The organism is Mesorhizobium sp. M0029 (genome assembly GCF_040323735.1).
Classification (GTDB): Bacteria; Pseudomonadota; Alphaproteobacteria; order Rhizobiales; family Rhizobiaceae; genus Mesorhizobium.
In genome coordinates this window covers 138,521-163,182 of the sequence record NZ_JAMYVF010000006.1, presented here as the reverse complement: position 1 = coordinate 163,182, position 24,662 = coordinate 138,521, and the positions used below count along the sequence as shown (strand labels likewise).

32 protein-coding genes and 1 pseudogene are annotated in these 24,662 nt (G+C 63.0%); 14 read left to right on the top strand and 19 right to left on the bottom strand.

The window, feature by feature from the left end:
- Positions 1-9 precede the first annotated feature (9 nt).
- The 3 genes and pseudogenes from NKJ76_RS13070 to NKJ76_RS13060 form a co-directional block, all read right to left on the bottom strand.
- The gene (locus tag NKJ76_RS13070; protein ID WP_352537584.1) at positions 10-1,203 is read right to left on the bottom strand and encodes an HlyD family secretion protein; all 1,194 of its coding nucleotides are present in this window, start codon (positions 1,201-1,203) and stop codon (positions 10-12) included.
- The gene (locus NKJ76_RS13065) at positions 1,200-1,670 is read right to left on the bottom strand and encodes a MarR family winged helix-turn-helix transcriptional regulator (protein ID WP_352537583.1); all 471 of its coding nucleotides are present in this window, start codon (positions 1,668-1,670) and stop codon (positions 1,200-1,202) included. The genes NKJ76_RS13070 and NKJ76_RS13065 overlap by 4 nt, the downstream gene beginning before the upstream one ends.
- A gap of 126 nt (positions 1,671-1,796) precedes the next feature.
- Positions 1,797-2,005: pseudogene (locus tag NKJ76_RS13060) on the bottom strand (iron chelate uptake ABC transporter family permease subunit); the annotation flags it as partial.
- 129 nt (positions 2,006-2,134) lie between these two features.
- Here NKJ76_RS13060 and NKJ76_RS13055 point away from each other — a divergent pair.
- Entirely contained in the window at positions 2,135-2,965 is an 831-nt protein-coding gene (locus tag NKJ76_RS13055) for an AraC family transcriptional regulator (RefSeq protein WP_352537582.1), read from the top strand.
- Positions 2,966-2,971: 6 nt separating this feature from the next.
- Here the strand turns inward: NKJ76_RS13055 and NKJ76_RS13050 are convergent, their stop codons facing one another.
- Both NKJ76_RS13050 and NKJ76_RS13045 read right to left on the bottom strand, forming a co-directional pair.
- Positions 2,972-3,907, bottom strand: a complete 936-nt coding sequence (locus NKJ76_RS13050; protein ID WP_352537581.1) for a bifunctional helix-turn-helix transcriptional regulator/GNAT family N-acetyltransferase — start codon at positions 3,905-3,907, stop codon at positions 2,972-2,974.
- A 79-nt stretch (positions 3,908-3,986) separates the two neighbouring features.
- Entirely contained in the window at positions 3,987-5,174 is a 1,188-nt protein-coding gene (locus NKJ76_RS13045) for an MFS transporter (protein ID WP_352537580.1), read from the bottom strand.
- A gap of 170 nt (positions 5,175-5,344) precedes the next feature.
- On the opposite strand from NKJ76_RS13045, the gene NKJ76_RS13040 reads away from it, so the two are divergent.
- Positions 5,345-5,971, top strand: coding sequence for a TetR/AcrR family transcriptional regulator (locus NKJ76_RS13040; RefSeq protein ID WP_352537579.1), 627 nt, complete (start codon positions 5,345-5,347; stop codon positions 5,969-5,971).
- On the opposite strand, the gene NKJ76_RS13035 is transcribed toward NKJ76_RS13040, so the two are convergent.
- Positions 5,968-6,837 (bottom strand): hypothetical protein, encoded by an 870-nt coding sequence (locus NKJ76_RS13035; RefSeq protein WP_352537578.1) that lies wholly within the window; start codon positions 6,835-6,837, stop codon positions 5,968-5,970. The genes NKJ76_RS13040 and NKJ76_RS13035 overlap by 4 nt on opposite strands.
- Positions 6,838-6,919: 82 nt before the next feature.
- Here NKJ76_RS13035 and NKJ76_RS13030 point away from each other — a divergent pair, with 82 nt between their 5' ends.
- The 3 genes from NKJ76_RS13030 to groL all read left to right on the top strand — a co-directional run bounded on the left by NKJ76_RS13030 (position 6,920) and on the right by groL (position 9,917).
- The gene (locus tag NKJ76_RS13030; RefSeq protein WP_023689544.1) at positions 6,920-7,717 is read left to right on the top strand and encodes a class I SAM-dependent methyltransferase; all 798 of its coding nucleotides are present in this window, start codon (positions 6,920-6,922) and stop codon (positions 7,715-7,717) included.
- A 184-nt stretch (positions 7,718-7,901) separates the two neighbouring features.
- Complete coding sequence (gene groES, locus NKJ76_RS13025) at positions 7,902-8,198, top strand: co-chaperone GroES (RefSeq protein ID WP_006203049.1); 297 nt, start codon at positions 7,902-7,904, stop codon at positions 8,196-8,198.
- 63 nt (positions 8,199-8,261) lie between these two features.
- The gene (gene groL, locus NKJ76_RS13020; RefSeq protein WP_023709705.1) at positions 8,262-9,917 is read left to right on the top strand and encodes a chaperonin GroEL; all 1,656 of its coding nucleotides are present in this window, start codon (positions 8,262-8,264) and stop codon (positions 9,915-9,917) included.
- 71 nt (positions 9,918-9,988) lie between these two features.
- Here the strand turns inward: groL and NKJ76_RS13015 are convergent, their stop codons facing one another.
- Positions 9,989-10,597, bottom strand: coding sequence for a TetR/AcrR family transcriptional regulator (locus NKJ76_RS13015; protein WP_023697706.1), 609 nt, complete (start codon positions 10,595-10,597; stop codon positions 9,989-9,991).
- Between the two features lie 102 nt (positions 10,598-10,699).
- On the opposite strand from NKJ76_RS13015, the gene NKJ76_RS13010 reads away from it, so the two are divergent.
- From NKJ76_RS13010 to NKJ76_RS13000, 3 genes are read left to right on the top strand one after another with little or no spacing between them, the layout of a single operon-like run.
- Positions 10,700-11,710: a zinc-dependent alcohol dehydrogenase family protein gene (locus NKJ76_RS13010; protein ID WP_023689923.1), complete on the top strand. Its 1,011-nt coding sequence runs from the start codon at positions 10,700-10,702 to the stop codon at positions 11,708-11,710.
- A 41-nt stretch (positions 11,711-11,751) separates the two neighbouring features.
- Complete coding sequence (locus tag NKJ76_RS13005) at positions 11,752-12,198, top strand: OsmC family peroxiredoxin (protein WP_352497271.1); 447 nt, start codon at positions 11,752-11,754, stop codon at positions 12,196-12,198.
- Between the two features lie 15 nt (positions 12,199-12,213).
- Positions 12,214-12,600 (top strand): nuclear transport factor 2 family protein, encoded by a 387-nt coding sequence (locus tag NKJ76_RS13000; RefSeq protein ID WP_023828901.1) that lies wholly within the window; start codon positions 12,214-12,216, stop codon positions 12,598-12,600.
- Between the two features lie 71 nt (positions 12,601-12,671).
- Here NKJ76_RS13000 and NKJ76_RS12995 read toward each other — a convergent pair whose 3' ends face one another.
- Both NKJ76_RS12995 and NKJ76_RS12990 read right to left on the bottom strand, forming a co-directional pair.
- Complete coding sequence (locus tag NKJ76_RS12995) at positions 12,672-13,187, bottom strand: OsmC family protein (RefSeq protein WP_023684308.1); 516 nt, start codon at positions 13,185-13,187, stop codon at positions 12,672-12,674.
- Between the two features lie 57 nt (positions 13,188-13,244).
- Positions 13,245-13,670 (bottom strand): GFA family protein, encoded by a 426-nt coding sequence (locus tag NKJ76_RS12990; protein WP_023715197.1) that lies wholly within the window; start codon positions 13,668-13,670, stop codon positions 13,245-13,247.
- Positions 13,671-13,852: 182 nt separating this feature from the next.
- Between NKJ76_RS12990 and NKJ76_RS12985 the strand changes: the two genes are divergently transcribed.
- Entirely contained in the window at positions 13,853-14,845 is a 993-nt protein-coding gene (locus NKJ76_RS12985; RefSeq protein ID WP_352497270.1) for an AraC family transcriptional regulator, read from the top strand.
- A gap of 23 nt (positions 14,846-14,868) precedes the next feature.
- On the opposite strand, the gene NKJ76_RS12980 is transcribed toward NKJ76_RS12985, so the two are convergent.
- The 8 genes from NKJ76_RS12980 to NKJ76_RS12945 form a co-directional block, all read right to left on the bottom strand.
- Positions 14,869-15,480, bottom strand: a complete 612-nt coding sequence (locus NKJ76_RS12980) for a LysE family translocator (RefSeq protein WP_023671507.1) — start codon at positions 15,478-15,480, stop codon at positions 14,869-14,871.
- 69 nt (positions 15,481-15,549) lie between these two features.
- Positions 15,550-15,930 (bottom strand): YkgJ family cysteine cluster protein, encoded by a 381-nt coding sequence (locus tag NKJ76_RS12975; protein WP_023684310.1) that lies wholly within the window; start codon positions 15,928-15,930, stop codon positions 15,550-15,552.
- Positions 15,931-15,934: 4 nt separating this feature from the next.
- Complete coding sequence (locus tag NKJ76_RS12970) at positions 15,935-16,099, bottom strand: hypothetical protein (protein WP_023671505.1); 165 nt, start codon at positions 16,097-16,099, stop codon at positions 15,935-15,937.
- Between the two features lies 1 nt (position 16,100).
- Positions 16,101-16,508, bottom strand: a complete 408-nt coding sequence (locus NKJ76_RS12965; RefSeq protein ID WP_023671504.1) for a hypothetical protein — start codon at positions 16,506-16,508, stop codon at positions 16,101-16,103.
- Positions 16,508-16,732 carry a hypothetical protein gene (locus NKJ76_RS12960; protein ID WP_023689917.1) on the bottom strand — a complete coding sequence of 75 codons (225 nt, stop codon included), beginning with the start codon at positions 16,730-16,732 and terminating at the stop codon, positions 16,508-16,510. Before NKJ76_RS12960 ends, NKJ76_RS12965 begins: the two co-directional genes overlap by 1 nt.
- A 293-nt stretch (positions 16,733-17,025) precedes the next feature.
- Entirely contained in the window at positions 17,026-17,235 is a 210-nt protein-coding gene (locus NKJ76_RS12955) for a cold-shock protein (RefSeq protein ID WP_023671502.1), read from the bottom strand.
- 466 nt (positions 17,236-17,701) lie between these two features.
- Positions 17,702-18,034 (bottom strand): YciI family protein, encoded by a 333-nt coding sequence (locus NKJ76_RS12950; protein ID WP_352537577.1) that lies wholly within the window; start codon positions 18,032-18,034, stop codon positions 17,702-17,704.
- Positions 18,035-18,064: 30 nt separating this feature from the next.
- Complete coding sequence (locus tag NKJ76_RS12945) at positions 18,065-18,718, bottom strand: glutathione S-transferase family protein (protein WP_023827237.1); 654 nt, start codon at positions 18,716-18,718, stop codon at positions 18,065-18,067.
- A 171-nt stretch (positions 18,719-18,889) separates the two neighbouring features.
- On the opposite strand from NKJ76_RS12945, the gene NKJ76_RS12940 reads away from it, so the two are divergent.
- Entirely contained in the window at positions 18,890-19,069 is a 180-nt protein-coding gene (locus NKJ76_RS12940; protein ID WP_023671498.1) for a CsbD family protein, read from the top strand.
- 50 nt (positions 19,070-19,119) lie between these two features.
- Here the strand turns inward: NKJ76_RS12940 and NKJ76_RS12935 are convergent, their stop codons facing one another.
- Positions 19,120-20,244 carry a metallophosphoesterase gene (locus NKJ76_RS12935; protein WP_023671497.1) on the bottom strand — a complete coding sequence of 375 codons (1,125 nt, stop codon included), beginning with the start codon at positions 20,242-20,244 and terminating at the stop codon, positions 19,120-19,122.
- Between the two features lie 131 nt (positions 20,245-20,375).
- Between NKJ76_RS12935 and NKJ76_RS12930 the strand changes: the two genes are divergently transcribed.
- Positions 20,376-20,969 (top strand): hypothetical protein, encoded by a 594-nt coding sequence (locus tag NKJ76_RS12930; protein WP_023671496.1) that lies wholly within the window; start codon positions 20,376-20,378, stop codon positions 20,967-20,969.
- 18 nt (positions 20,970-20,987) lie between these two features.
- On the opposite strand, the gene NKJ76_RS12925 is transcribed toward NKJ76_RS12930, so the two are convergent.
- A complete protein-coding gene (locus NKJ76_RS12925) occupies positions 20,988-21,674 on the bottom strand; it encodes a TetR/AcrR family transcriptional regulator (protein ID WP_023755902.1) in 687 nt (228 codons plus the stop codon).
- 85 nt (positions 21,675-21,759) lie between these two features.
- On the opposite strand from NKJ76_RS12925, the gene NKJ76_RS12920 reads away from it, so the two are divergent.
- The 3 genes from NKJ76_RS12920 (at position 21,760) to NKJ76_RS12910 (ending at position 24,501) form a co-directional block, all read left to right on the top strand.
- Positions 21,760-22,521: an NIPSNAP family protein gene (locus NKJ76_RS12920; RefSeq protein WP_031204161.1), complete on the top strand. Its 762-nt coding sequence runs from the start codon at positions 21,760-21,762 to the stop codon at positions 22,519-22,521.
- Positions 22,522-22,649: 128 nt separating this feature from the next.
- Positions 22,650-23,411 (top strand): SDR family NAD(P)-dependent oxidoreductase, encoded by a 762-nt coding sequence (locus NKJ76_RS12915; protein ID WP_023747763.1) that lies wholly within the window; start codon positions 22,650-22,652, stop codon positions 23,409-23,411.
- 4 nt (positions 23,412-23,415) lie between these two features.
- Positions 23,416-24,501, top strand: a complete 1,086-nt coding sequence (locus NKJ76_RS12910) for a glycosyltransferase family 10 domain-containing protein (protein WP_352537576.1) — start codon at positions 23,416-23,418, stop codon at positions 24,499-24,501.
- The last annotated feature ends 161 nt before the right edge of the window (positions 24,502-24,662 follow it).

Here is a 24,662-nt window from a genome sequence, read left to right as displayed (position 1 = left end):
ATTCACAGTCTATTGTGCTTCGCCTGCGGTGGCGTGGCCGAAGATAGCGGGGAACCCGCGGGCCACGCCGGTATCCACCGTAACCGACGCGCTCATGCCGGTGCGCAGCGCCATTTTGGCGTCGGCATCGGTCAGTTCCAGGCGCACCGGAATGCGCTGCGTGACCTTGACCCAGTTGCCGGTGGCGTTTTGAGCCGGCAGCAGCGAAAACTCCGCGCCGGTGCCGGCGGCGATCGCCTTGACGGTGGCCTCGAAAGTTCTGCCCGGATAGGTGTCGACGACGATCTCGGCCTTCTGGCCAGGCTTCATGTGGGTAAGCTGGGTTTCCTTGAAATTGGCATCGATCCAGGTGTCGCCGGTCTCGACCAACGCAAACAGCGGCGTGCCGGAACCGACATACTGGCCGACCTTGAACGAGGAGGCCTGGCTGATGACGCCGTCGGCCGGCGCCTTGACCGTGGTCTGCGCCAGATCGTAGGCGGCCTTGTCGCGCGCGGCGAGTGCGGCCATCACCGTCGGATGCTTGTCGGTCTCGATATCGGGATTGCCGGCGAGAGCCGCCTTGGCGCTGATGATGCCTTGCTCGGCAACGGCCAGTTGCTGCCTGGCCTTGTCGAGATCGTTCTTGGCCTCGTCCAGCAACGATTTGGCGTTGATGCCCTTCTGGGCAAGGTCGGCGGCGCGGTCATACTGCGACTGCGCGTAGTCGACCTGGCTGGCATCGGACTTTTCCTGCGCCAGCGCCTGGCTGTAGGCGGCGCGCAGCTGTTCGATACCGACGCGTGCGACTGCGACCGCCGCGTCGGCCTGCGCCAATGCGATCCGGTAGGGCTCGGGGTCGACGGCAAACAGCACATCGCCCTGCTTGACCTGCTGATTGTCCGAGATGCCGACCTGAACGATGCGGCCGGCCGTGTCCGAGGCGATCGACACCTTGGCCTGCTGCAAATTGGCGTTCTCGGTTTCCTGATAGCGGCCGCCGGTCACCCAGACATAACCGCCACCAATGGCCAGCGCGGCTGGCAGGGCGACCATCAGCAGCAAGCGGCCGATGCGGCGCTTCTTGACCGGAGCCGGAGCGGGTTGAACCGGGGGAGCCATCGCGACAGGTGCTGCGGCCGGCTGTGCAGGCGCTTCGGCGGCAGGCTGCGCCGGCGTGTCGAGCTTGCTTACATTCTCGTCTAGTTTGGCTGCCGCGTTCATGCTGCTGCCCCTTCCGTATTCTTCAAGGACGACGTCTCGCCGTCCGCCAGGTTTTGCACGATGGTGTCCAGCGCCCGGATCAGGACGCGGCGGTCGTCCGGCGAAACGCCGACCAGCGATTCCTCATAAACTTCGCCGGCAAGGCTTTTGACCTCGGCATAGGCCGCGTTCGCCTTGGCTGTCGGGAAGATCATGCGCACGCGCCGGTCGGTTGCATCGGAGCGCCGTTCGATCCAGCCGCCCTCCTCCATCCGGTCGACGAGGCGTGAAACGCTGATCGGCTCGATTTCGAGAAGTTCGGCGAGGCGAGCCTGGGCGACGCCGGCCTCCTTGGCGACGCGAACCAGAAGCCGCCATTGTGCCGAGGAAAGGCCAAGACCGCTGGCGCGCGCCTCGAAGCGCTTGCGCATAAGGCGCTGCACGTCGTGGATCAAAAAGCCCAATCTATCTATGCCGTCGGAAACCATGAGCGGTATATATTATAAGCGTGCTTACCATTCAAGGCGCCGCATTGCGCCAGAGCCGAAAAAGAGGGATGGCAGCCATGCAGATGCGGTCACGGCACAGGCAATGACGGTTGCGGATGACCTCCCGACCGAGACGTGAATTGCCGTCGAGAACGCCGCGAGGAGAAAGGTCGTCTTGCGCGTCCTCGCCACCGGCACACCTAGGCTTTCGGCGGCATTTTCGCCGGCGGGGAAGGCATCGAGCCGGCGGTGGTTCCACAGGGCATAGGCAAGGATGGTGCCCGCACCCAGCGCGCCCGGATATTGTCCCAGCGAGCCAGGCCGAGGCCGCCCAGCAGCGGCTTTCCACGATGGTGACCTGCCACAGTCGACCAGCGCCCTTCGATTTTACGACAGGCGCAATTTCCATCAAACTGGCCTCGCAAAAAGCCGGCAGCATGGTGTGGGCAAATGCGAGGAGACTCATGAACCCGACCGAGAAAGCGCTGTGGTTTGTCGAGAGCCATTTGCCGGAAGCGATCTCGCTTGAGGATGTCGCGCAAAACAGCGGCGTCTCGCGCTTTCATGTGACGCGCGCCTTTGGCGCCGCCACCGGCCGTTCGGTGATGGGCTATATGCGCGCGCGCCGGCTGACCGAAGCGGCGCGCAAGCTGGCTTCCGGCGCGCCCGACATCCTCGCGGTCGCGCTCGATGCCGGCTACGCCTCGCACGAAGCCTTCACCCGCGCCTTCCGCGATCAGTTCGGCACGACGCCGGAACTGGTGCGCGCGCAGGGCAGCCTCAGCAATCTCGACCTGGTGGAGCCGATCCTGATGGACCAGTCCTTCCTCGCCTCACTGCCGCCGCCGCGCTTCGAGACCGGCCGTCCCTTCCTCATTGCCGGCCTCGGCCAGCGCTACAGCTGCGAAACCAGCGCGGCCATTCCGATGCAGTGGCAGCGCTTCGGTCCCTATATCGGCAACATTCCGGGCGAGACCGGTGACGTCGCCTATGGCGTCTGCGTCAATGGCGACGATGCCGGCAATTTCGACTATATCGCCGGGGTCGAAGTTTCGGATTTCTCGGACCTGCCGAAGGAGCTTTCGCGGGTGCGGGTGCCGGCGCAGAAATACGCCGTGTTCACCCATGCCGAGCACATCTCCACCATCCGCCGCACCGTCAACACGATCTGGAACAAATGGCTGCCGGCCTCGGGGCACGATATAGCCGACGGCCCCGAATTCGAGCGCTACGGCCCGGAGTTCGATCCGCGCAGCGGCAATGGCGGGCTGGAGATATGGGTCCCGGTGGCCTGAACGCCGCTACAGCTCCAGGTTCCAGTTCTGGCCGACCAGATCCTTGCCGAAGGCGTGATGGCGCTCTTCGTCCACCAGCCTGAAGCCGGCACTCTCGTAGACGTGGCGGGCGGCGGTCAGGATGTCGTTGGTCCATAGGGTCAGCGTCTTGTAGCCCTTGGCACGAGCAAAGCCGATGCACTCCTGAACCAGCCGCTTGCCGATGCCGAGGCCGCGCGCCGATGGTTCGACATAGAGCAGGCGCAGCTTCGCCACCGCGTCGGATTTGCGCACGACGAAGACCGAGCCGACCAACTCCCCTTGCCGTTCGGCAATCCAGCTGCGTTCCCATTCTGGATCGAAGGATTTTACGAAGGCGCCGAGGATTTCGGCGACCAGCGCCTCGTAGGTTTCGTCCCAGCCATAGTCCTGTGCGTAGATCTGCCCTTGGCGGCGCACCACCCAGCCGATGTCGCCGACCTGCAAGGGGCGCAGCATATACGGCACTTTGAACTCCGGGCTGTCGCCCAGGAGTTGCTGCACCGTCTGCATGGCCTTGACCAGCCGGTCCTGTTCGGCAGCAGGAAGCCGCGCCAGCAAGGCGGCGACCTGGTCGTGCGAAGCCCGGTTCAGCGGCGCGAAGGCCTGCCGTCCCACCGGCGTCAGCGTGATCGACGACTGCCGCGCATCCGACGCCAGCGGCGCGCGCGCAATCAGCTGCAGGTGCTCGAACTTCTTCAGGAGCCGGCTGACATAACCGGCGTCGAGGCCGAGATCGCGGATGAGATCGCTGGCGGTCAGGCCATCGCGATGCGCCAGTTCGTAGAGCACCCGCGCCTCGGTCAGCGAGAAGGCGCTTTTCAGCAGGCCTTCGTCGAGCAGACCTATCTGGCGGGTGTAGAAGCGGTTGAAAGCCCGCACCGCGTCGATGCCTTCCTTGCCGGGTTGATGATGGATCGTCATGGGAAGCCTCCTGCCCATCAACGATCGGTCATTTATTTGACTTAGTCAAGTATCGAGGAGATGCTCCCCCGGTCGTGTCTCAGGCGATGGCGCGGCGGCGCCGTGCGACCAGGACGAACAGGCCGAGCAGCACGACGCTGGCCGCAGCACTGGCGGCGGCAAATTCCGGCACCGGCCGAAAATCCTTGCCGTCGATCAGCAGCGATGCCGCGACCGGGCCGATCGCCAGACCGAAAAGCTGGGCCGCCGGCACCAGAAGCACGGCCGTGCGCGTCTCGTCGGCGGTGATCGCCAGCCGGATCTGATAGGGCACGATGAACAGAAGGATGAAGCCCATGATCAAGGCCGCGACCCAGAAAACCGTCAGGCCGGGGCTGCCGGCGAGCACCAGGGAACTGGCGACGGCGACAACGCCGATCGCCGCGATGGCGAAGCGGTAATCGATACTCGCCTCGAAGACGGTAGCCGTCATTGCGCCCAGCACCTGCAATGCGAGGCTGGCCGAGACGATCAGGCCGACGGTGCGGCCATCGATTCCGTATTGTGCGCCAAGCGGCTCCAGAAACGCCCAGACCGAGCCGAAGAACATGAAGTAGCAGAAGACGCACAGCAAAGCGGCAAGCGAAGGAACGGTCAGCACATTGCTGAACTGTTCCTCCTTGGGCAGGTCGGCATAGTTATCCGGGACGATAAAGGCGACCGCCACCGATGCGATGCAGACGACGGCAAGGACAATGAAGCCGCCCGCCGATCCGGCGGCCGGGATGACGTAAAGCGCCAACAAGAGCGCCAGGGCGCATTGCGCCAGAGTCTGAAGGGTGACGAAGAAGCCGCCGATGCGCTCGGCCCGGCGCGAACGGGCGATCAGTTCCGTGGCGACCGCCACCAGCCCACCCTCGGCGAGGCCCGCCACCGCGCGGGCGGCAATCAGCGAGGTCGAGGTCAGCGCATAGGCGGTCGCGCAGTTAGCCAGCGCCAGCAAGAGCAAAAGGCAGGCACTTTTCGAGCGCATATTGTGGGCGGCCAGCATCATGGCGATGACCGCCGATCCGATGCCGATGGCGATCATCTCCGCCGTGGCGACCAGCGCGAGTTCGTCACCGCTGACATGCCCTTCGGTGTAGAGCGCGCCGAGAAGCACCGGCTGCAGCCCGAGAATGAGCAGGCCGACCGAGCCGATCCACAATGCCGAGGCGAGCTGCGCCCCAGTCGGGTTGCCGACCAGCCAGTCGCCGTTCCCGGCATCGGCGTTACCAGCAGAAGTCACGGTCGCCTCCCAACGTCCTTGCCTGTCGGCAAAAAAACTGACAGTCTGTCAGCATTTAGAAACTGATACTCGATCATATTCGTTTGTCAATCAGTAGGGGGACTTGGCACCAATAAGGCTGGGGATGGTCTGGGCGATCGAATGGTCTGGGCGATCGAGAGGATGGCGGCATGAACGAAGCAGTGCAGATGACGACCGAACCGAGGCGCAGGCCCAAACAGGAGCGCAGCCGCGAGCGCATCGACGCCATCCTGTCGACGACCATGCGGCTGATCGGCGAGAAAGGCATCGACGCCGTCACCATGAAGGAAGTCGGCGCACAAGCCGGCGGGCCGATCGCCACCGTCTATCATTACTTCCCCAACAAGTCGGCGATCCTGGCGATGCTCTACGAGCGATTCTCCGAAGTGAGCCGCGCCCGGCTTGCCGCGATCGTTGCCGACGTCGGCGGGCTGGGCGACGTCATCGCGGCGGCCGACCGGCTGCTCGACGACTACTATGAGCGCGTCGCCGGCGACCCCGCCATTCAGGACCTGCAAAACGCCATCCAGGCCGACAAGGCGCTGAAGAATCTCGACATCGCCGAAACCCGGCGCCAGGCGACGATGTTCTGCGACCATGTCGGCCCCTTTCTCGCGCCAGAGCGACGCAATGAGTTCGGCCGTATGGTTTTCCTGATCTTCCAACTGGCCGGCGGCGTCGTGCGCATGGCGCTGACCCAGGACCAAAAGGAAAGCCGCCACACCATCGAGGACTACCGGTCGATCATCCATACGCAGTTGGGGCTGTTCCTCTAGCGGCCGATTCGACCCCGTCCGGTCCGGTGGATGAGGTTTTCGAAGCCGTCGGCCAGGTTGGCGGTGCCGGCGGCAACGATCTTCGACAGGTTTCTGGCGCGACCCGGGGTCTTGTTGGCATCGAGCAGCACGGCCCTGCCCTCATGCACGACAAAGTCGAATTTGCCATAGTCGAAGCCCAGCTTCCGACGCAAGGCGCGCAATTCGTCGGGAACCGCAACCGGCTCCCGGCGGATGGTGTCGTCGCCCTTGACCAGGCGCTGCGGCGAGACATAGCGGGTGCAGCGCTCCCGATCGCCGCAGAATATCCAGAACCGCGCCGCAAACCCGTCGGGCTCGATTTCGGGAATGAATTTTTCCACGATCAGGTCGGCACGCCTGAAAATCTCCGGCGCCACATCGGCCAGCGAGGCATGCACCTGATAACGGTCGAAGGTCTGCGCGCCCGGGAAAGGCACTGCCTTGCCGGCGCGAACGGATTTTCGGTTGAGCTGCTCCTCGGGCGTCCCCCAATGATTGAGGTTGCTCTTGACGATGACCTGGCCGCTCCAGTTGGCACCCTCCTCGAGGATCGCACCGCTGATGCGGCGCTTGGAAATGTCGGTTGCACCAAGATTGAGACAAATCGGAAATCCGCGCGCGTAGTCGACATAGTCCGATGGCGTCACTGTCGCGTCGACATGCAGGACGGCAATATCGGCGTTATGACTTGCCGAGGGTCCACGCATGATCTGCACGGAGTGACCGCGCCGTTTCAGCTCCGCCAGGACGTCGAACAGCATGTAGGGGCTGTCCTGGCGCAGCAGGAGGCCCCGCCGGCTCTGGAAGCGGTCAAATTCATGCGTTATGACGGCAATGCGGGCCATGGCCTATCCTGCATGAGGTAACTCGCAAGGCAACCAACAGCCTGGAAGGAAATATGTCCAGCCTTTCCCCAAACCGTTCCGCATGACTGAGCATTGGGACGCAATTCGCCGTCATTGGCGGCTTCTCGGGTCGCCGCTGTGTCCGCCCCCGGAAGCTGTCGCCGCCTATGAGCGCGAACTTAGCCTGCAATCGGTCGATGTGGTGCTGCTCGGGGTCACGCCGGAGCTTGCCGGCCTCGGAAGGACCATGCTCGCGATCGACGAGTCCACTGCCATGATATCGGGCATCTGGCCGGGCGATACCGCCTCACGCAAGGCGGTGATCGGCAACTGGCTGGAGTTGCCGCTGGGCGACGAAAGCGCCGGGGCGGTGATCGGCGACGGCTGTCTGTCGGCGCTGGACTCCTCGGTTGCACGGCAGGCGCTGCTTGCCGAGATCGCGCGTGTGCTGAAGTCCGATGGGCGGGCTGCATTGCGCGCCTATGCAAGCCCTCAGGTGCCGGACGATCTGCAGGAGGTCCGGGCGCTGACGCTGTCCGGTGGTGTCGCGACCTTCCACGAACTCAAATGGCGCATTGCCATGGCTTGTGCCGGCGGCGATCCCGACCGCGCCATTCCGGTGCGGGCGATCCTCGACGCCTTCGATGCGCTGTTTGCCGACCGGGAGGCCCTTGCCGCGACGACCGGATGGGAGATGCCGGTCATCGGCACCATCGATGTCTATGCGAATTCGCAGACTGTCTACAGTTTCGCCCCGGCGGCGACGCTGGTCGAAGAGGCGAGCCGGTTTTTTGACAGTGTCCGCCTCGCGCCGACAGGGACCTATGGGCTGGCTGAACGCTGTCCGCTTCTGGTGCTTAAATCGCCGCGGCGCCGGTAGGGTCTGCCGTCGGATCGCGGCACGGCTCCAATTGGCACAATTGTGCTCACCGTTCGCCTTGACTCTCGAAAGCCACGCGCTTATTTCAGCGCACGTTAGCACTCTCCCCAGGTGAGTGCTAACGCACATCCGGCACCGCCGGATCGAGGAACAGCTCTCACCGTTCTCATTCGAGGAAGAAAAAATGGCAAAGTCGAAGTTCCGCCCGCTTCATGACCGCGTGGTCGTACGCCGGGTCGAATCCGAATCCAAGACCGCCGGCGGGATCATCATCCCGGATACGGCAAAGGAAAAGCCGCAGGAAGGCGAGATCATCGCCGTCGGCTCCGGCGCTCGCGACGAAGCCGGCAAGCTGGTCCCGCTGGACGTCAAGGCCGGCGACCGCATCCTGTTCGGCAAGTGGTCGGGCACCGAAGTCAAGCTCAATGGCGAAGACCTTCTGATCATGAAGGAATCCGACATTATGGGCATCATCGGCTGATCATCGGCCTCACCGTCAACTAAATTCGGGCTTGATCGCAAGCCCCCTGCCAGGAGCTAAAAAATGGCTGCTAAAGACGTAAAATTCTCCCGCGACGCCCGCGAGCGCATGCTGCGCGGCGTCAACATCCTCGCCGACGCAGTGAAGGTCACGCTCGGCCCCAAAGGCCGCAACGTCGTCATCGACAAGTCGTTCGGCGCACCGCGCATCACCAAGGACGGCGTCACCGTCGCCAAGGAAATCGAGCTTGAAGACAAGTTCGAAAACATGGGCGCGCAGATGGTCCGCGAAGTTGCTTCGAAGACCAACGACATCGCCGGCGACGGCACCACGACCGCGACCGTTCTGGCGCAGTCGATCGTCCAGGAAGGCCACAAGGCCGTTGCCGCCGGCATGAACCCGATGGATCTGAAGCGCGGCATCGATCTGGCCGTCACCGAAGTCGTTGCGGCTCTCGGCAAGGCTGCCAAGAAGATCAAGACCTCCGAGGAAGTTGCCCAGGTCGGCACGATCTCGGCCAATGGCGACGAGTCGGTCGGCGCCATGATCGCCGAAGCGATGCAGAAGGTCGGCAATGAAGGCGTCATCACGGTTGAGGAAGCCAAGACCGCCGAGACCGAGCTGGAAGTCGTCGAAGGCATGCAGTTCGACCGCGGCTATCTCTCGCCCTACTTCGTCACCAACGCCGACAAGATGGTTGCCGAGCTCGAGGACGTCTACATCCTCCTGCACGAGAAGAAGCTGTCCAACCTCCAGGCCATGCTGCCGGTTCTCGAAGCCGTCGTGCAGACCTCCAAGCCGCTTCTTATCATCTCGGAAGACGTCGAAGGCGAGGCTCTGGCCACGCTGGTCGTCAACAAGCTGCGCGGCGGCCTGAAGATCGCCGCCGTCAAGGCGCCGGGCTTCGGTGATCGCCGCAAGGCCATGCTGGAAGACATCGCCATCCTGACCGGTGGCCAGGTCATCTCGGAAGACCTCGGCATCAAGCTCGAGAATGTCGGCCTCAACATGCTCGGCCGCGCCAAGAAGGTGTCGATCTCCAAGGAGAACACCACCATCGTCGACGGCGCCGGCAAGAAGGCCGAGATCCAGGGCCGCGTTGCCCAGATCAAGCAGCAGATCGAAGAGACCACGTCGGACTACGACAAGGAGAAGCTGCAGGAACGTCTGGCGAAGCTCGCCGGCGGCGTTGCGGTGATCCGTGTCGGCGGCGCGACGGAAGTCGAAGTCAAGGAAAAGAAGGACCGCGTCGATGACGCCCTCAACGCGACCCGTGCGGCCGTGGAAGAAGGCATCGTCGCAGGCGGCGGCGTCGCTCTCCTGCGCGCTTCGGCCAACATCAAGGTCACCGGCGTCAATGCCGACCAGGCTGCCGGCATCAACATCGTTCGTCGTGCACTGCAGGCTCCGGCCCGTCAGATCGCTTCGAACGCAGGTGCTGAAGCTTCGATCGTTGCCGGCAAGATCCTCGACAACAAGGGCGCGACCTACGGCTACAACGCCCAGACCGGCGAGTATGGCGACATGATCGCCATGGGCATCGTCGACCCGGTCAAGGTCGTTCGTACCGCTCTCCAGGACGCGGCTTCGGTCGCCGGCCTGCTCGTCACCACCGAAGCCATGATCGCGGAGGCTCCCAAGAAGGAGTCTGCTGGCGGCGGCATGCCTGGCGGCATGGGCGGCGGCGGCATGGGCGGCATGGGCGGCATGGATTTCTAATCCAAGCTATCCGGCTTATGCATACGGAAAGGGCGCCGAGAGGCGCCCTTTTTGTTTTGGAAAGCGGATGGTTAGGCGGCGCTGTCCGCCTGCCGCGCAACCTTGCCTGCAAGCACCGCCTGCTCGACAAGCGCCGCCACCTCGTCGGCCACCACCAGCACCGGGCCACGATCGCGGGTGGCCCTCGCAATCACCATCAGCCCTTCCAGCGAGGATTCGACCAGCAGTGCCAGGGCATGCGCCCGGCGTTCGGGCACTCCTGCCCTGACAAAGGCCTGTCGCAGCAAGCCGATCCATTGCTCGAAAGCCGATCGGCAGAGTTCCGCCAGTTCCGGCACATCGGTGGGTGAATCCAGCACCACCGGCGCGATGGGGCAACCCAGCGAAAAATCATTGTCCTCCAGCATGCGCCCGACCGACTGGTAGATGTGATGGACGGCCACTGCAGGATCGCTCTCGGCTGCCAGTGCTTCGCCCAGCCTTTTCGTGACGTCGGCAACGCTGTTGCGCGTCACCTCGATGACCAGTTGGTCCTTGCCGCCTGGGAAATGAAAATAGAGCGAGCCGCGCGGCGCCCCGCTGGCGCCCAGAATGTCGTTGAGCGAGGTGCCGTGATAGCCGCGCTGCCTGAGCAACAAGCCTGTGGTCTCGAGTATGCGGGTGCGGGTGTCGTTGGCCATGTCAACCTCTGTCAGCAGTGACGCATTATAGGCCTTGCCAAGAATATGACAATCGGTCTATATAATATGTGGATCAGTCTATATACTATTAAGGGGAGTGACATGCGCAGCTACCGTCTCGAAGGGTTTGGTGGAACCGAATCCCTGGCGATGCGCGACGAGGCGCGGACGGAACCGAAACCGCATGAGATCGTGGTGCGAGTCCGCGCCGCCTCGCTCAATCGGCGCGACACGATGATCCTTGGCGGCACCTATCCCTTGCCGGCGCGGCAAGGCATCGTGCCGCTGAGCGACGGAGCCGGTGACGTCGTCGCAATCGGCGATGCCGTCACCCGTTTTGCCGTCGGCGACCGCGTCACCGGCAGCTACTTCGCCCGCTGGATCGATGGCCGCATCAATGCCGGTCTGATCGACCAGCTCGGCTGTACGCTTGACGGCATGCTGACTGAGTTTGCCGTGCTCGACGAACAATGGGCGGCGCGACTGCCCGATCATCTGAGCTGGCACGAAGCGGCGACGCTGACCTGCGCCGGCGTGACGGCCTGGAACGCGGTGACCGGGACCCGGATTCCGAAGCCTGGTCAATGGGTTCTCACCATCGGTTCGGGTGGCGTTTCGCTGTTTGCTCTGCAGTTCGCCAAGTTGCTCGGCTGCCGGGTTGTCGCCATCACATCGCGCGCGGAGAAGGCCGACAGGCTGCGGGCGCTGGGCGCCGACCTCGTTGTCTCCAGCACCGACATACCGGAATGGGGCGGCTGGGCGCGCGAGCAGACAGGCGGCATCGACCTCGTCGTCGAAACCGGCGGCCCGGCCACCTTCGCGCAGTCGCTGATTGCCAGCACGCTTTATGGACACATCGTGCTGCTGACGCTGCAGGACGCCAGTGGCAGATCGATCGAGATGCCGGCAGCGCTTTATCAGCGCAGCCTCGCCACCATCAGCCGCCTGTTCGTCGGCAGCCGCAGCAATCTCGAGGCCATGCTGCGCGCCGTGTCGCAGCATCGCCTCAAGCCCGTTGTCGACAGGGTCTTCCCCTTTGCCGAAGCCCCCGAAGCGTACCGCCACTTCCAGCAGGGCGACGTGTTCGGGAAGGTTGTCATCGACTGCGCCTGACCCAATTGCCCGCTTTTCAACCCCGAACCAGGAGAACGACCATGACCATCCGTGAAGCTTCCGCAGAATGGCAAGGCACGCTGAAGGAAGGCGGCGGCCGTCTGCGGCTTGGCAGCGGCGTCTTCGAAGGCGCCTATTCCTTTCCGTCGCGGTTCGAGAACGGTCCGGGCACCAATCCCGAAGAGCTGATCGGGGCAGCACATGCCGGCTGCTTCTCGATGGCGCTGACCTTCATCCTCGGCCAGGAAGGCCACGTCGCCCGCACCATCCGCACCGTCGCCAAGATGCATCTCGGCGCGACCGCCGCCGGGCCGACGATCACCCGCATCGAGCTCGAAACGGAGGCGGAGGTCACGGATCTCGCCGAAGACGAGTTCGAACGCCTGGCGCAGTCGGCCAAGGCGACTTGCCTCGTCTCGCGCGCCTTGGCCGGCGTGCCTCAGATCACCCTAAAGGCCGTGCTGGTCAAAGCCGTCAAAGATCAATGAAACCGGGAGAATATGATGAAACAGGAGCTTATCATGGACGCAGCCGGGAATGATTTGTCCCGGCAGACGGCCGAGATCATGCATCGCTTCAACGATGTGTTCCAGCTGCACGATCCGTCCGCGCTTGCCGAGTTGGTGGCGCAGGATTGCGTTATCGAAAACACCGTGCCGGCGCCGGACGGCGCCCGCCATGCCGGCAAAGAGGCGTGCATTGACCTATGGTCGGCGATCGCCACCCAGCCCGGCACGCGCTTCGACCTCGAGGAAACCTTCGTCGCCGGTGAACGGGCGACGATCCGCTGGCGCTACTTCATGGCCGACGGCAACTCCATCCGCGGCGTCAACCTGATGCGTGTCGCGGACGAGCTGATCGTCGAGGCGATGGGTTACGTCAAAGGATAGAAGCGTTGCCCGGCACTCCCGTTCCCAGCCCGGAATCTCGCTCAAGTCGAGTTTCCGGGCCGGTTTTCTGGTCACTGGATGACGCGGTGCAGCTTCACCGTGGTGCTGGGACTGTTCTGGATGGTCTGGAAGATCACGCAATAGCGATCCGTGAGTTCGAGCAGTTGGTCGAGCTGACTTTGGGGAGCGTCGGTGTCGATGTCGAACCGCAAGCGGATTTCCTTGAAGCCGACTGGAACACCCGCAGTCACGCCGAGCGTGCCGCGAAGATCGACGTCACCTTCCGCGGAAACTTCGGCGGACCTGATCGGAATTTCGAGCACGGCCGCCGCCGCGCGCATCGAGACACCGGCGCATGCGATCAGCGCCTCCAGCAGCATGTCGCCGGAGCACAGTTCCTGGCCGCTGCCCCCGGCCATCGGATGGATGCCGGCAAGCGCCAGCCCGCGTCCGGTCTCGACCTGGCAGGTGACGGTGGACGCGTCGGCGACGCCTTTGGCCTTCAAGGTGAGGAACGCGGCCTTCGCATCCCTGCGATAGAGATCCTTGATCGGCTCCTGCGTGGCGCGAAATGTTGCGATTTCCATGAACAATCTCCTGTCTTGAATTGTCGTTGTCAAAAATGGCGAGCAGTGGCCGGGCCCTTATTCCGGCACCGCGATGCCGGAGCCGCCGAGCTCAGCCGGAAAGTCCCTGAGCTTGGGCAGCCCGTCCTTCATCGGCAGCACGGTCTCAGCGTAGTTGACGTGAACCCCAGGCGTGAATTTCACGCCTGGTATCGTTGCCGCATAGACATCGACCAGGCCGAGCGGCGGATGAACGGTCATCAGATGACCACCGCATTTCGTGCAGAACTGGCGATCGCTCATTTCGGTCTTCTCGAACCCGGACAGGAACTCCGCGCCCCCGGTGACCTTGACGTTCTGAGGCTTCCACAGCGTGAATGCGTTCACGGGAGACGCCGACCACGATCGACAAGAACCGCAATGGCAATAGCCCATTGCCTCGGCGGCTCCGTGCACTTCGATTTCCACGGCGCCGCAAAAACACCCGCCCTTATGTACCGTCATGACTTTTGTCCCTGATTGGTTTCGACAGCACTCAGCGCCCACTCTCGGCAGCGCTTGAGCACCGGTGCAGGTTTAGGAGTTCTGGCCGCGAACTGAATGATACGGCGTCCGCCTCGCTTGACAGCGCGTCCGGAACTCGAAAGGGATGGCTCACCGGCTAGCCGGGTGCGGGACGAAACGGAATGGCCGGGGATGCTCTGTCTGACCTGTTGAGGACGGTACGCCTTACCGGCGCGACGTTTTTTGACATTGAGGGCCACGAGCCGTGGGCCGTCTGCTCGCCGGCGCCATCGTCCATCCTGCCGAAGATCCTGCCCGGTGCGGACCATCTGATCTCCTACCATGTGGTAACGGCCGGTCGCTGCTTCGCGCGCATCGTCGGCCAGGAAGCGATCGCGCTGGAGGCCGGCGAAGTCGTCGTCTTCACCAGGAGCGACCCGCATATTATGTCCAGCAATCCGGCGCTGCGCGCCGATCCCCCGACAGCCGACGTTCTCGACATCGCAACAGCCGGCCGGATGCCGTTTTACATCAACTGCGCCGGCGACGGCGCGACCTCGGCCAGGCTGGTTTGCGGCTATCTCGCCTGTGATGCACAGCCTTTCAATCCACTGCTCGAGGCTTTGCCGCCGGTGATCAAGGCCGGAGATGCCAAAGGCGATGGCGGCTGGCTCAGCCAGTTCATCAACCTGGCTGTCACGGAGGTGGCGCAAAAGCGCGCAGGCAGTGAAACGGTGCTCACCAAACTGAGCGAACTGATGTTTGTCGACGTGTTGCGCCGTTACTTGGAATCGCTGCCGCCACAAACCACGGGATGGCTGGCTGGCCTGCGCGATCCGCACCTGGCGAGGGCACTGGCGCTGATCCACGACCGGCCGGCGCATAACTGGACGGTGGAGGCGCTGGCGAAGGACTCCGCGCTGTCGCGCAGCGTGCTCGCCGAACGCTTCACCAGGCTGGTCGGCATGCCGCCAATGCATTATCTCGCCAAATGGCGCATGCAGATCGCCTCGGAGCTGCTCAGCGCCGGCTCCAGCAACATGGCCAGCATCGCCGCTGAAATCGGCTACGAATCCGAGGCAGCGTTCAGCCGCGCCTTCAAGAAGATGATCGGCCTTCCGCCCTCGGCCTGGCGTCTAGGCATCCGGACCGGACCCGGAACCGACGAAGAGTAGGCCGAGGCCTGGCAGCTCCTGTTCTATCGATCAGCCAGCGCCAGCTTGGCGCCGAGCATGACAAAGGCGCCGGCGAAGGTGCGGCGCATCCAGGTCAGCACCATCGGCCGCGACACGACGTGGCTGCGGATCGAGGCGGCAAAGATGCCGTAAGCGACGAAGACGACGAAGGTCAGCAGCATGAAGACGCTCGAGAGTTCGAGCATCTTGGCAAATGCGTTCGGTTCGGTCGTGCTGACGAATTGCGGCAGGAAGGCAAAGAAGAAGATCGACAGCTTCGGGTTCAGGATGTTGATCAGGATACCGGAGGTGATGACCTTGGCTGCCGAGCGGGGTGCCGCGTTTTCATCGACGCTCAGGCCGCCCTTCTCGTTCAGCGTGTTCCAGGCCATGTAGAGGAGATAGGCGACGCCGAGATATTTCAGCGTCTCGAAGGCGACAGCACTTGTGTGCAGCAGCGCCGCCAGGCCGGTGATGGCGGCGGCCATATGCGGGATGATGCCAAGCGTGCAGCCGAATGCAGCAGTGATCGAGGCGCGCGCGCCTCGCGAAAGCCCGGCGCTCAGCGTGTAGAGAACGCCGGTGCCGGGCGAAGCCACGACGATCAGCGACGTCAACAGGAATTCGATGCTCATGGTTCCTCCAACGCCCTGCCCGTGGTGGAAGCTATCGGGGGATGTGGGATGAGGCAAGGTGGGCGTCGGCTAGATCGTTGGCATCCCGTGCGCCTTGCGCGCCATCAGGCAATCGTCGCCGCCAGGCATGCAGGCGTGGCAGACGTCCGGGCGGATCTCGTAGATGCCGCAGGCCGTGCGCTTGCCGATCTCGCCCGTAAGCGCCGAACAGCGCACGCCCTCGCAGCGCATGCCGGACAGGTCGGCGGACACGAACTTTTCCGGAATGCGGTCAAGTTGCGCATCGTCCTCGGTCGAGAAGCGCGGCCATTCGGCCGAGTAGGAACAGCAGGCGCCGCAGCTCTGGCAATCGAAAACCGGCTGGTCGTCCTGTTTTGACGACCGGATATCCCTGGCGGCCAACGCGACCAGCCCAGGCGCTGCGAGATTGCGATCGGCTTGGTGCGGCAAGGCGCTATTTCTTCTTGCCTGCCTTGCCCTTGGGCGTGGCGGCTGGCGCCTCGAACAGATCGGTCGCCGACGGTTCGGCGGCCTTCGGCGCGGCAGCGGGCTTGGCCTGCTTTGCAGTGGCAGCAGCCGGCGCTGCCGGCTGGTCCTTGGTGGAAAACTTTATGGCCATGTCAGTCCTCGTCGGAAAAGCGGGATGATGGTGCGCGCGGATTGCGCAAGCGGCCGATCAGCGCCGAGACCGCTGTGATGTTCATTTCCTCGGGCGACCAGTTCCTCGCCTCGGCAATGTGGTGCGCCGCCAGTTCGCGATGCGTGCTGCCGCTATAGGCGGCATCCTGGTAGGTCACGCGCTCCTGGGTCTTTTTGTCCTCGCGGACATATTCGACCAGATAGTTCGGGGCTTCGGCACGGCCGCGCACGCCGACGCGCACCTGGGCATCGCCATGCGCGCGCTTGCAGCGCTCGAGCTTTTCCAGCACACGGCGGACATATTCGACCGGCTTGTCCAGGCCCGGGACCATGGACGCGATGGTCGCATCGGCATCGATCGGCGTCGGCGGTACGCGCTTGGTGGCCATCAGCGTTTGCCTGCCCGCTTTGGCAGCGCCGCAAGGACTGCGGCCGCTGCCATGTCGTCGGCTTCCTTTTCCTTGCGCAGTTCGCGCAAGCGCGCGGTCTTGGCTTCGCGCGCCTCGCTGACGGCATCACGCTCGGACAGGATGCGGTTGAGTGACATGGACTGGGTTTGCGTCTTGCTGAACAGCGAGCCGGCCTGGTCGGCGGTCTTGGATTGCGTGGTCAAAACTTTCTCCTGTCGGGAGCCTGGTGCCGATAGAGCGAGAGCGGTCTTCGATTAGGACCAAAGCAATACGGCAGCGGGGCAGTATGGGCGGTTCAGATTGCTGGAGCGTCCCTTAGCACGTTCCGGCCGGCGTGCGGCGCACTTTTAGCGGCATGACGCACAAAATGAAAAAGGCCAGGCACCGCCTGACCTTCCATGAAAGCGCCGCGCATCCAGTTGGATGCGCAAGGCGCTCCTTTCAGCCTTTCATCGGTGCCAGTACATCCGTGGTCACCGGAAGGCCGAATTCCTTATCAGGCCGCCTTCAACTGGTCGGCGGACATCTTGCCCGACTTGTTGTCGCGGGTCATCTCGTAGCCGAGCTTCTGACCCTCGACGATGTCACGCATGCCGGCGCGCTCTACGGCCGAGATGTGGACAAAAACGTCGGCGGAGCCGTCGTCAGGTTGAATAAAACCAAAACCTTTGGTGGCGTTGAACCATTTCACTGTGCCGGTGGCCATGAAGAACCCTTTCCCTGGCAAATATTCGTTCACCATCGTGCGACTGCACAACAGCGTTTTGTCTCGATTTTTGATGGGGAAGTTCGTCAAAGGCGCGCATGCATGCGCGGATAACAAAAGTCGGTCAAACAAATATCGACATGTTTCTTATAGACTTCTTTTAGCGCCGAGTCAATTTCTGGTTTGGCCGCAGCCAAAATTCAACCTGAGGATGCCTGAGGCATAAGCCTCAACTGACGAGGTGGCGGAGCGCAAGGCGTTCCCAAAAAATATTCCACGCCCCGGAACCAATCGCAAGCCGGCGCATTTCCGTGGTGTCAGCAATTCAGAGAGCAATCTCGGTAATGCTGGCAAAAGGACGCCTCCCGCACATTAAACGGTGCGAGAGGCGTTCTTGTATGTGCCGTTGTCTGACACAATTCCCAAGGGAAAACCGTTTCACACTTTTCCTTAAACTTACGCTCGCCTACAGGATCGCGCTGATCAGCGGCAGGATATCGTAGTGGAAACCGCGGCCGAAGCTCGACACCGGATCGCCGTCGGTGACCGCTCTTGCCTCGGCTTCGCTGCCGACACGCAGGATCAGCAGACCCCAAGGGCCGGCGGCCGGGTCGGCGACCGGCCCGGCCAGGATCATGGTGCCCTCGGCAAGCTTGCCGCGCAGATAGTCGGCATGCCGGCCCATCAACTCCCTCTCCTCCTCCGTCAGGGTGAAGGCGAAGTCCGGCCGAGGCGGGATCAGCCGGCAGTGGAAGATTGTTGGCGCGGTAGTCTCACGCGGTCCATCAGTGCTGGCCATCGGTCACTCACCGTGATGTCACTAGTGGTCCTATTCGTCCGGGCCGGGTTCCGGCCAAGTCTCCTTCGCCGCTTCTGCATACCAGTGCCGCATCGCCGGCGTTGCCAGCACGGCGTCGACATAGGCGCGCGTGTCGGGCGCCAGTTCGCCGCCATAGGTGTCGAAGCGGGTGACGACAGGTGCATACATGGCATCGGCCGCGGTGAAATGACCGAACAGGAAGGGGCCGCCCTTGCCGTATTGTTCCCGGCACTGGCGCCAGATCGTTTCGATGCGCGCGCGCTGCATTTCGCCTTCGGCGTCGAGCGGCTTGTGGGCCTTCGGCCGGCGCAAATTCATCGGCCAGCCATAGCGCACCTCGCGAAAGCCGGAATGCATCTCGGTCGCCACCGAGCGAGCCAAGGCGCGGGCGCCGATATCCTGCGGCCAAAGTTTTTTCTCAGGAAACAGGTCGGCCAGATATTCAAGGATGGCAAGGGTTTCCCAGACGATCCTGCCATTGTGATTCAACACTGGCACAAGGCCGGTCGGCGACACTTTCGCCAGATTGGCAAAAGTCTCGGGCGTGCGCAGGCGCACGAAACCTTCCTCGAACGGGATCTCCAGATGCTTCATCGCCACCCATGGCCTCAGCGACCAGGACGAAAAGCACTTGTTGGCGATGATGAGCGTAAATTCAGCCAAGGCGGTCTCCCCAAAATTTCGACACACTAGTCACACGATACGACGCGGCAAAGCGTTTCGGCGACCATATAAGCGACCAGATGCGACGATGATCGCCGCCCAGGGAACCTAAGCCAAGCCGGCCCGTTTGCCTCCTGCGAATGAATCCCCGGAATCCCAGGAGATGCAAAGATGGTGAACAAGGATCAGGTTGCCGGCGTGGCCAAGCAGGTCAAGGGCTCGGTCAAGGAGGCCGGCGGCAAGGCGACCGGCAACAGGCAGACCCAGGCCGAAGGCACGGCCGACAAGACCGCCGGCAAGGTGCAGAAGGTCTATGGCGACGTGAAGGACAAGATCAAAAAGGCGCTCTGACCCGATCTTGCAGGCAATGAGGAAGGCGGCTCAAGGCCGCCTTTTTCTTGTCAGAGGCTGAGGCTCTTGCTGAAGGCGCTGGTGAACTTGACCCCGCCCCGGTCGCCCGCCGCCTCGCCCAGCACCACGTCCATGCCGTCCCCGGTTACCCTCACCAGCGCGAAGCCACCCATATAGGCAGCCTTCGGCTTGAACAGGTCGAGGCCATCGCTTTTGTAGATCATAGGCACTTCGTGCTGATGGCCATGGAAGATGGCGATGACATTGTAGCCCTTCAGCGCCGCCAGCAGCGCCTGGCGGTCGGCCTCGCTCCACCAATGCGGCGCGCCTGCGCCGTCATCGTCATAGGTGCGCTTGGCCGGGTCCCACCGCTCGACCGAGAAAGTGTCCCAGCCATAGTGCTGGAACAGGATGACGGGACGGCCATCCGCAGCGTAGGTCGTCAGATCCTGCTTCAGCCACGGCAGGCTGCTCACCGCGCCGTGGCCGGTGTCGCCGGCAAACCGGTGGGTCTGGACGAGATGCAGGCCGCCCCAGTCCCAGGAATAGCAGTCGGTGTCGACATCGTATTCGGTGGCCGGCACCGGGGGCTTGAAGAACACGCCGGGGCGATGGTTGACCTCGACATAGTCGCGCAATTCGCGCCGGTACCAGTCGACGTGCGGCGGCGAGCCGTTCTGGTCGAGATCGTGATTGCCGAGGCCGACATAGACCGGCATGTGCACGCGATCGGGACCGACGCCCTGTTGATAGCGCTGGCTGAACTGCAACAGTTGCGTGCCTTCGCTGGGCTCGGTGATCTGGCCGCCGCCATCGTCGGTGATGTCGCCGCCGACAACGAGGCCGAGCGGCGCATCGATGCGGCCGCCGGCCGAACGCAGGCGGGTTGCAACGCCATCGATCTCGACTGGCCATTGCCGGCCGGCCAAGCCATTGAGGACAGCGACATTGCGCAACAGCGCGGCATCGGTCTTGCCTTCCTCCAGGCAGTTGGGGCTGAGGCCGCTCGACATGCGGCAGGCATGGACATCGGCGATGAACAGAAAGGTGGCGTCGATGGGCTGGATGCGCTTGCCGGTCTGGCCAAGCGCGGCGCGCGGCAGCATGCCAGCCATGGCAAGGCCGGCTGCCTGTGCGAGGAAATTGCGACGGGAGAGGACGAGCTTGCGATTCATGACCTGAAATTCAGCACAGCCGGCGCCCCACCGTCCAGTTGCCAGGAATGGCAGGTCGACACGGCACTGAGGCTCTGGCATTTCTTGGGTCATGCTGGCGCGCAGCAAATACAAGCAGAGGGGAGGATTTCATGAGAGCCGTTTCGATAGGCGTGGTGCTGGCTGGGTTGCTGCCGGCGGCTGCGGTGCATGCCGCCGATTGTGTCGACGCAAAATCGGCCAAGGCCGGCTTCGTTCTGGAAATGCCCGGCGTCCGCAGCGAGTTTCGGCCGGTGGCCGGCGGCATGGTCTCCGTTGCCAACACCTACGAATCGCAATCGCCGCAGACACAGTTCCTGTTTGCCGGCCTGGTCGAAGTGTTTCGCGACAGCGATACCGGACGGGTGGCGACGATCCCGTTTTCCGATCTGCGAAAACTGTTTCCGCTGAAGACGGGAGCCAAGAGCACGATCGAATTCGTCGAGCTGTCGCCGAACAAGCAGCCGAAGAGCACCAAGACGCTGAGCCTGGTCGTCAAGGGCAAGGAGACGTTCAGTGTCGGCGGCTGCAAATACAACGTGCTGGCGGTCACGGAGACCTTCAAGAACGGCGCCGGCGAAACGCTGGACACATTTACCGCGCTTTATGCGCCTGATCTGCAAGCGTCCCTCGCCCGGCGCTACGACGAAGGGACCAGCGCGGAATCGGTGAACGGTTACGAGACGATCAAGCCGCTTTCCAACTAGAACAGCGCAGTTCCGGCCTCAAGGTTTTCCCGGCCGCAGCAGGATCCTGCTACGCCGCTTCGCTCTGCTCGGGAATGGCGGCGTTGAGCTACCCTGAAGTTCGGCCAGGCAATCGCGCAGCACGCTGGCATCCTGTGCCGCCTTGGCCATCGACATGGCGCCGGAATAGGCGGCGATGGCGAGTGCCGCAAAGCGCTCGGGGTCGGTGCCCTGCTCCCTCCCCGACTGCTGGTCGGCTCGCACCTTGTCGGCAACCGCCTGACGCCATCCGGCAAAGATATCGTCCAGAGCGGCGCGGAAATCCGGGTCAGCGAGCGACAGTTCATGCGCCAGATTGTTGAGCGGACAGCCGCGCACGAAGCCTTGCTGCTCAAGCTCGGTCGCCACCGCCTCGAACACCGCGCGCACGCCTTCGCGCGCCGAGCCTGCCGCCCGTACAGGGTTGATCCAGGTTTCATCGAGGGCCGCTGCCACGCGCTCCTCGATCACCGCCAGAGCGAGCGCCTTCTTCGTCGGGAAATGATGATGCAGCGCGCCGCCGCTGACGCCTGCGGTCGTCATCAGCTCGCCAAGGGCGGATGCATGATAGCCACGCGCCTGGAACGACGCTTCGGCGATATCGAGCACCTTGTTGCGCAGCCCTTCGGGATCGTTGGTGCGTTTTCGCGGCGGCCCTTTCGGAGCCCGAGCAATCTCTGCTGACATTTGCCAACGATAGCAGATTGACAAAACAGGACAACCGGTCTGTTTTATAAACCGGATGATCATCCTGTTTTTTGGAGACGACACAATGACCGTACCCCTGAATGCGCCTGCGGCGGCAAAACTGCTCGCTTCGCCTGTCGTCGAGTTGCGGCAGTACACGCTGAAGCCGGGCCGGCGCGAGACGCTGATCGACATCTTCGACAGTCGGTTCATCGAAGGCCAGGAACACGCCGGCATGACCATCATCGGACAGTTCCGCGACCTCGACCGCCCCGACATGTTCGTCTGGCTGCGCGGCTTCGGTGGCATGGAAGCGCGGAAGCAGGCGCTCACCGCCTTCTATGACGGGCCGGTGTGGACGGCGCACCGCGACGCCGCCAATGCGACGATGATCGATTCCGACGATGTACTGCTCTTGAAGCCGGCATGGCCAGGCGCCGGCTTCGATCTGTCAGGCTCGCAGCGAGGCGCCATGCCGGCGGATGGAAAGTTGAGCGCAGACAATGGCTTGACCGGTGTTGTTGTCATCCAGATTCATCATCTGCGGTCTGGCGCCGAAGCCGATTTCGCCGGCAATTTCGAAACGGACGCCGTTCCGGTCCTTATCGGCGCCGGCGGACGGTTGCTTGGCGCCTTCATCACCGAGCACGCTGAAAACAGCTTTCCCCGCCTGCCGGTGCGCTTGAGCGAAAACGTCTTTATCGCGGTGACGGGTTTCGACAGTCCCGAGGCGCATGCCAGTTACGAAGCCGCAGTTGCCGCTTCGCCCCAATGGCAAGCGGCCGATGTGACCTGGCGGACCGAAACCTTGCGCCTGACGCCGACGTCGCAGTCGCTGCTGCGGTAACCGGATCGGCACGCGGCCAACCGAAGTTCATACTGAGCGATAGGCCGGCGGCTTGACCGCCCTCGCCGATCGGCATTGCCTTCGTGACGCGGGCAACAGCGAGAGCATTCGATGCGACTTGGCCTTCAATGAGACTTTCTGGCAAACGAGCACTGGTGACCGGCGGCTCGGACGGCATCGGCCTGGCGATATCGGAAGCTTTCTTGCGCGAGGGCGCCGACGTGCTGATCGTCGGTCGCGACACCAGCAAGCTCGAGACCGCCCGCGAGACACTTGCGGCGGAGGGCAACGTCGGCACCCAGTCGGCCGATCTCTCGACCTCTTCCGGCATCGATGCCGTGGTCGATCGCGCGAAAGCAACCGGCCCACTCGACATCCTCGTCAACAATGCCGGCGTCGCTTATCTGGTGCCTTTCGAGACCGTCACCGAGCACCAATTCCAGCAATCCTTCGCGCTCAATGTGACGGCGGCGTTCTTCCTTACCCAGCGCCTGCTGCCGCATTTCGGCGCCGGCGCTTCGGTCATCAACATCTCGTCCTACTTCGCCAACAAGATGATCCCGAAGCGGCCATCGAGCCTGTATTCCTTGTCCAAGGGCGCGCTGAATTCGCTGACCAAGTCGCTGGCCTTCGAGCTTGGTCCGCGCGGCATCAGGGTCAATGCGATTGCGCCCGGCACGGTCGAGACCGCCATGCGGCGCAAGTCGATCGAAAACCTGCCGGCGGCAGCGCAGGCCGAGCTGAAAGCCTATGTCGAGCGCAGCTACCCGCTCGGCCGCATCGGCCAGACCAGCGATCTTGCCGGCATCGCCGTCTATCTCGCCAGCGACGAGGCGGCGTGGACCAGCGGCGGCATTTTCGCGATCGATGGCGGGTATACGGCGGGGTGACCGTTTGGACGGCCCTCTGCCTCGAACAAGCGGAGCACTTGACCAAACTTCCGATACCGCGTCTGTCTGCAGATTGAGCAATGCTTCAGACATTCGTGGTGCCATGCTGTCTATCGATCCACTGATCCTCTTCTACACAACGTTCTTCAGCAAACCCGTCGATATCGCGTCGATACAGTGCGAAATGCCCGGGCGGTGGACACTGGACAAACGACGGATTTCCGAGGCCGCGGCAGTCGTCTTCCATATTCCGAACTTTCGCGAAGTTGGCGATGCCTACAAATACCCTGGTCAATATTGGGTCGCCTGGTCGATGGAATGCGGCCAAAACTACAAGCGACTTGCCGACCCCAAAATCATGCGGCACTTCGATATCATCATGACGCATGAATCCCGGTCTGATGTCTGGGTACCCTACCTTCCGCGTGCGGTGTGGTGGAAAGATGCGCTGGCCAGACCAATCGTGCCGAAAACGGAAGAAGCGCCGGTCGCACTCTTCCAGTCGGCCGGCCTGAATTATAGCGGCCGTGTCGATCTGGCGAACGAACTGGCGCGCCACATGAAGATCGATTCTTATGGCCGATATCGCAACAACCGATCGGTCTCTGGCCCCGATCTGGGCTCGAAGACCAAGATCGAAACCATTGCGCGGCACAAATTCTGCCTGGCCATGGAGAACTCGATCGAGGCCGACTATGTCACCGAGAAAATCTATGACGCGTTCATGGCAGGCACGGTGCCGATCTACCTTGGCGCTCCCAATGTGGACGAGTTCGTTCCGGAGCACTCCTTTATTGACGCCAGTGCCTTCGCCAGCGCCAGCGATCTTGCAGCCTATCTCCAGCACCTGATCGCAACGCCGCAAGACTACGAGGCTTATTTCGACTGGCGCTCAAAGCCATTGCCCGACAATCTCGTCAAACGGGTGCAATCATTGGAAACACCCGCGTTCTGCAGACTGATGAGCGTCGTGCGCCAGCGTCTGGAGGCGCGGACAAGCACGCCTTCCGGACGGCGAACACTTCCGTTCGGCTATAGATCCTATCTCAGGACAAAGCTGCGCCGTTGGAGGAAAAAGGTTCCGAGCTGACGGTCCGCGATCAGGCGCGCTTTCAGCAAAATACGGAGGACAAAGAGCGTCTCTTGCGACGTCGAGACGGCTTCGACCTTGCCGCCATGCATCTTGGAAATCTCCGAGGCTATGTGGAGGCGCTCCCAGGGTGGACTTGAAATTCTCGGCTTCGCGATCCG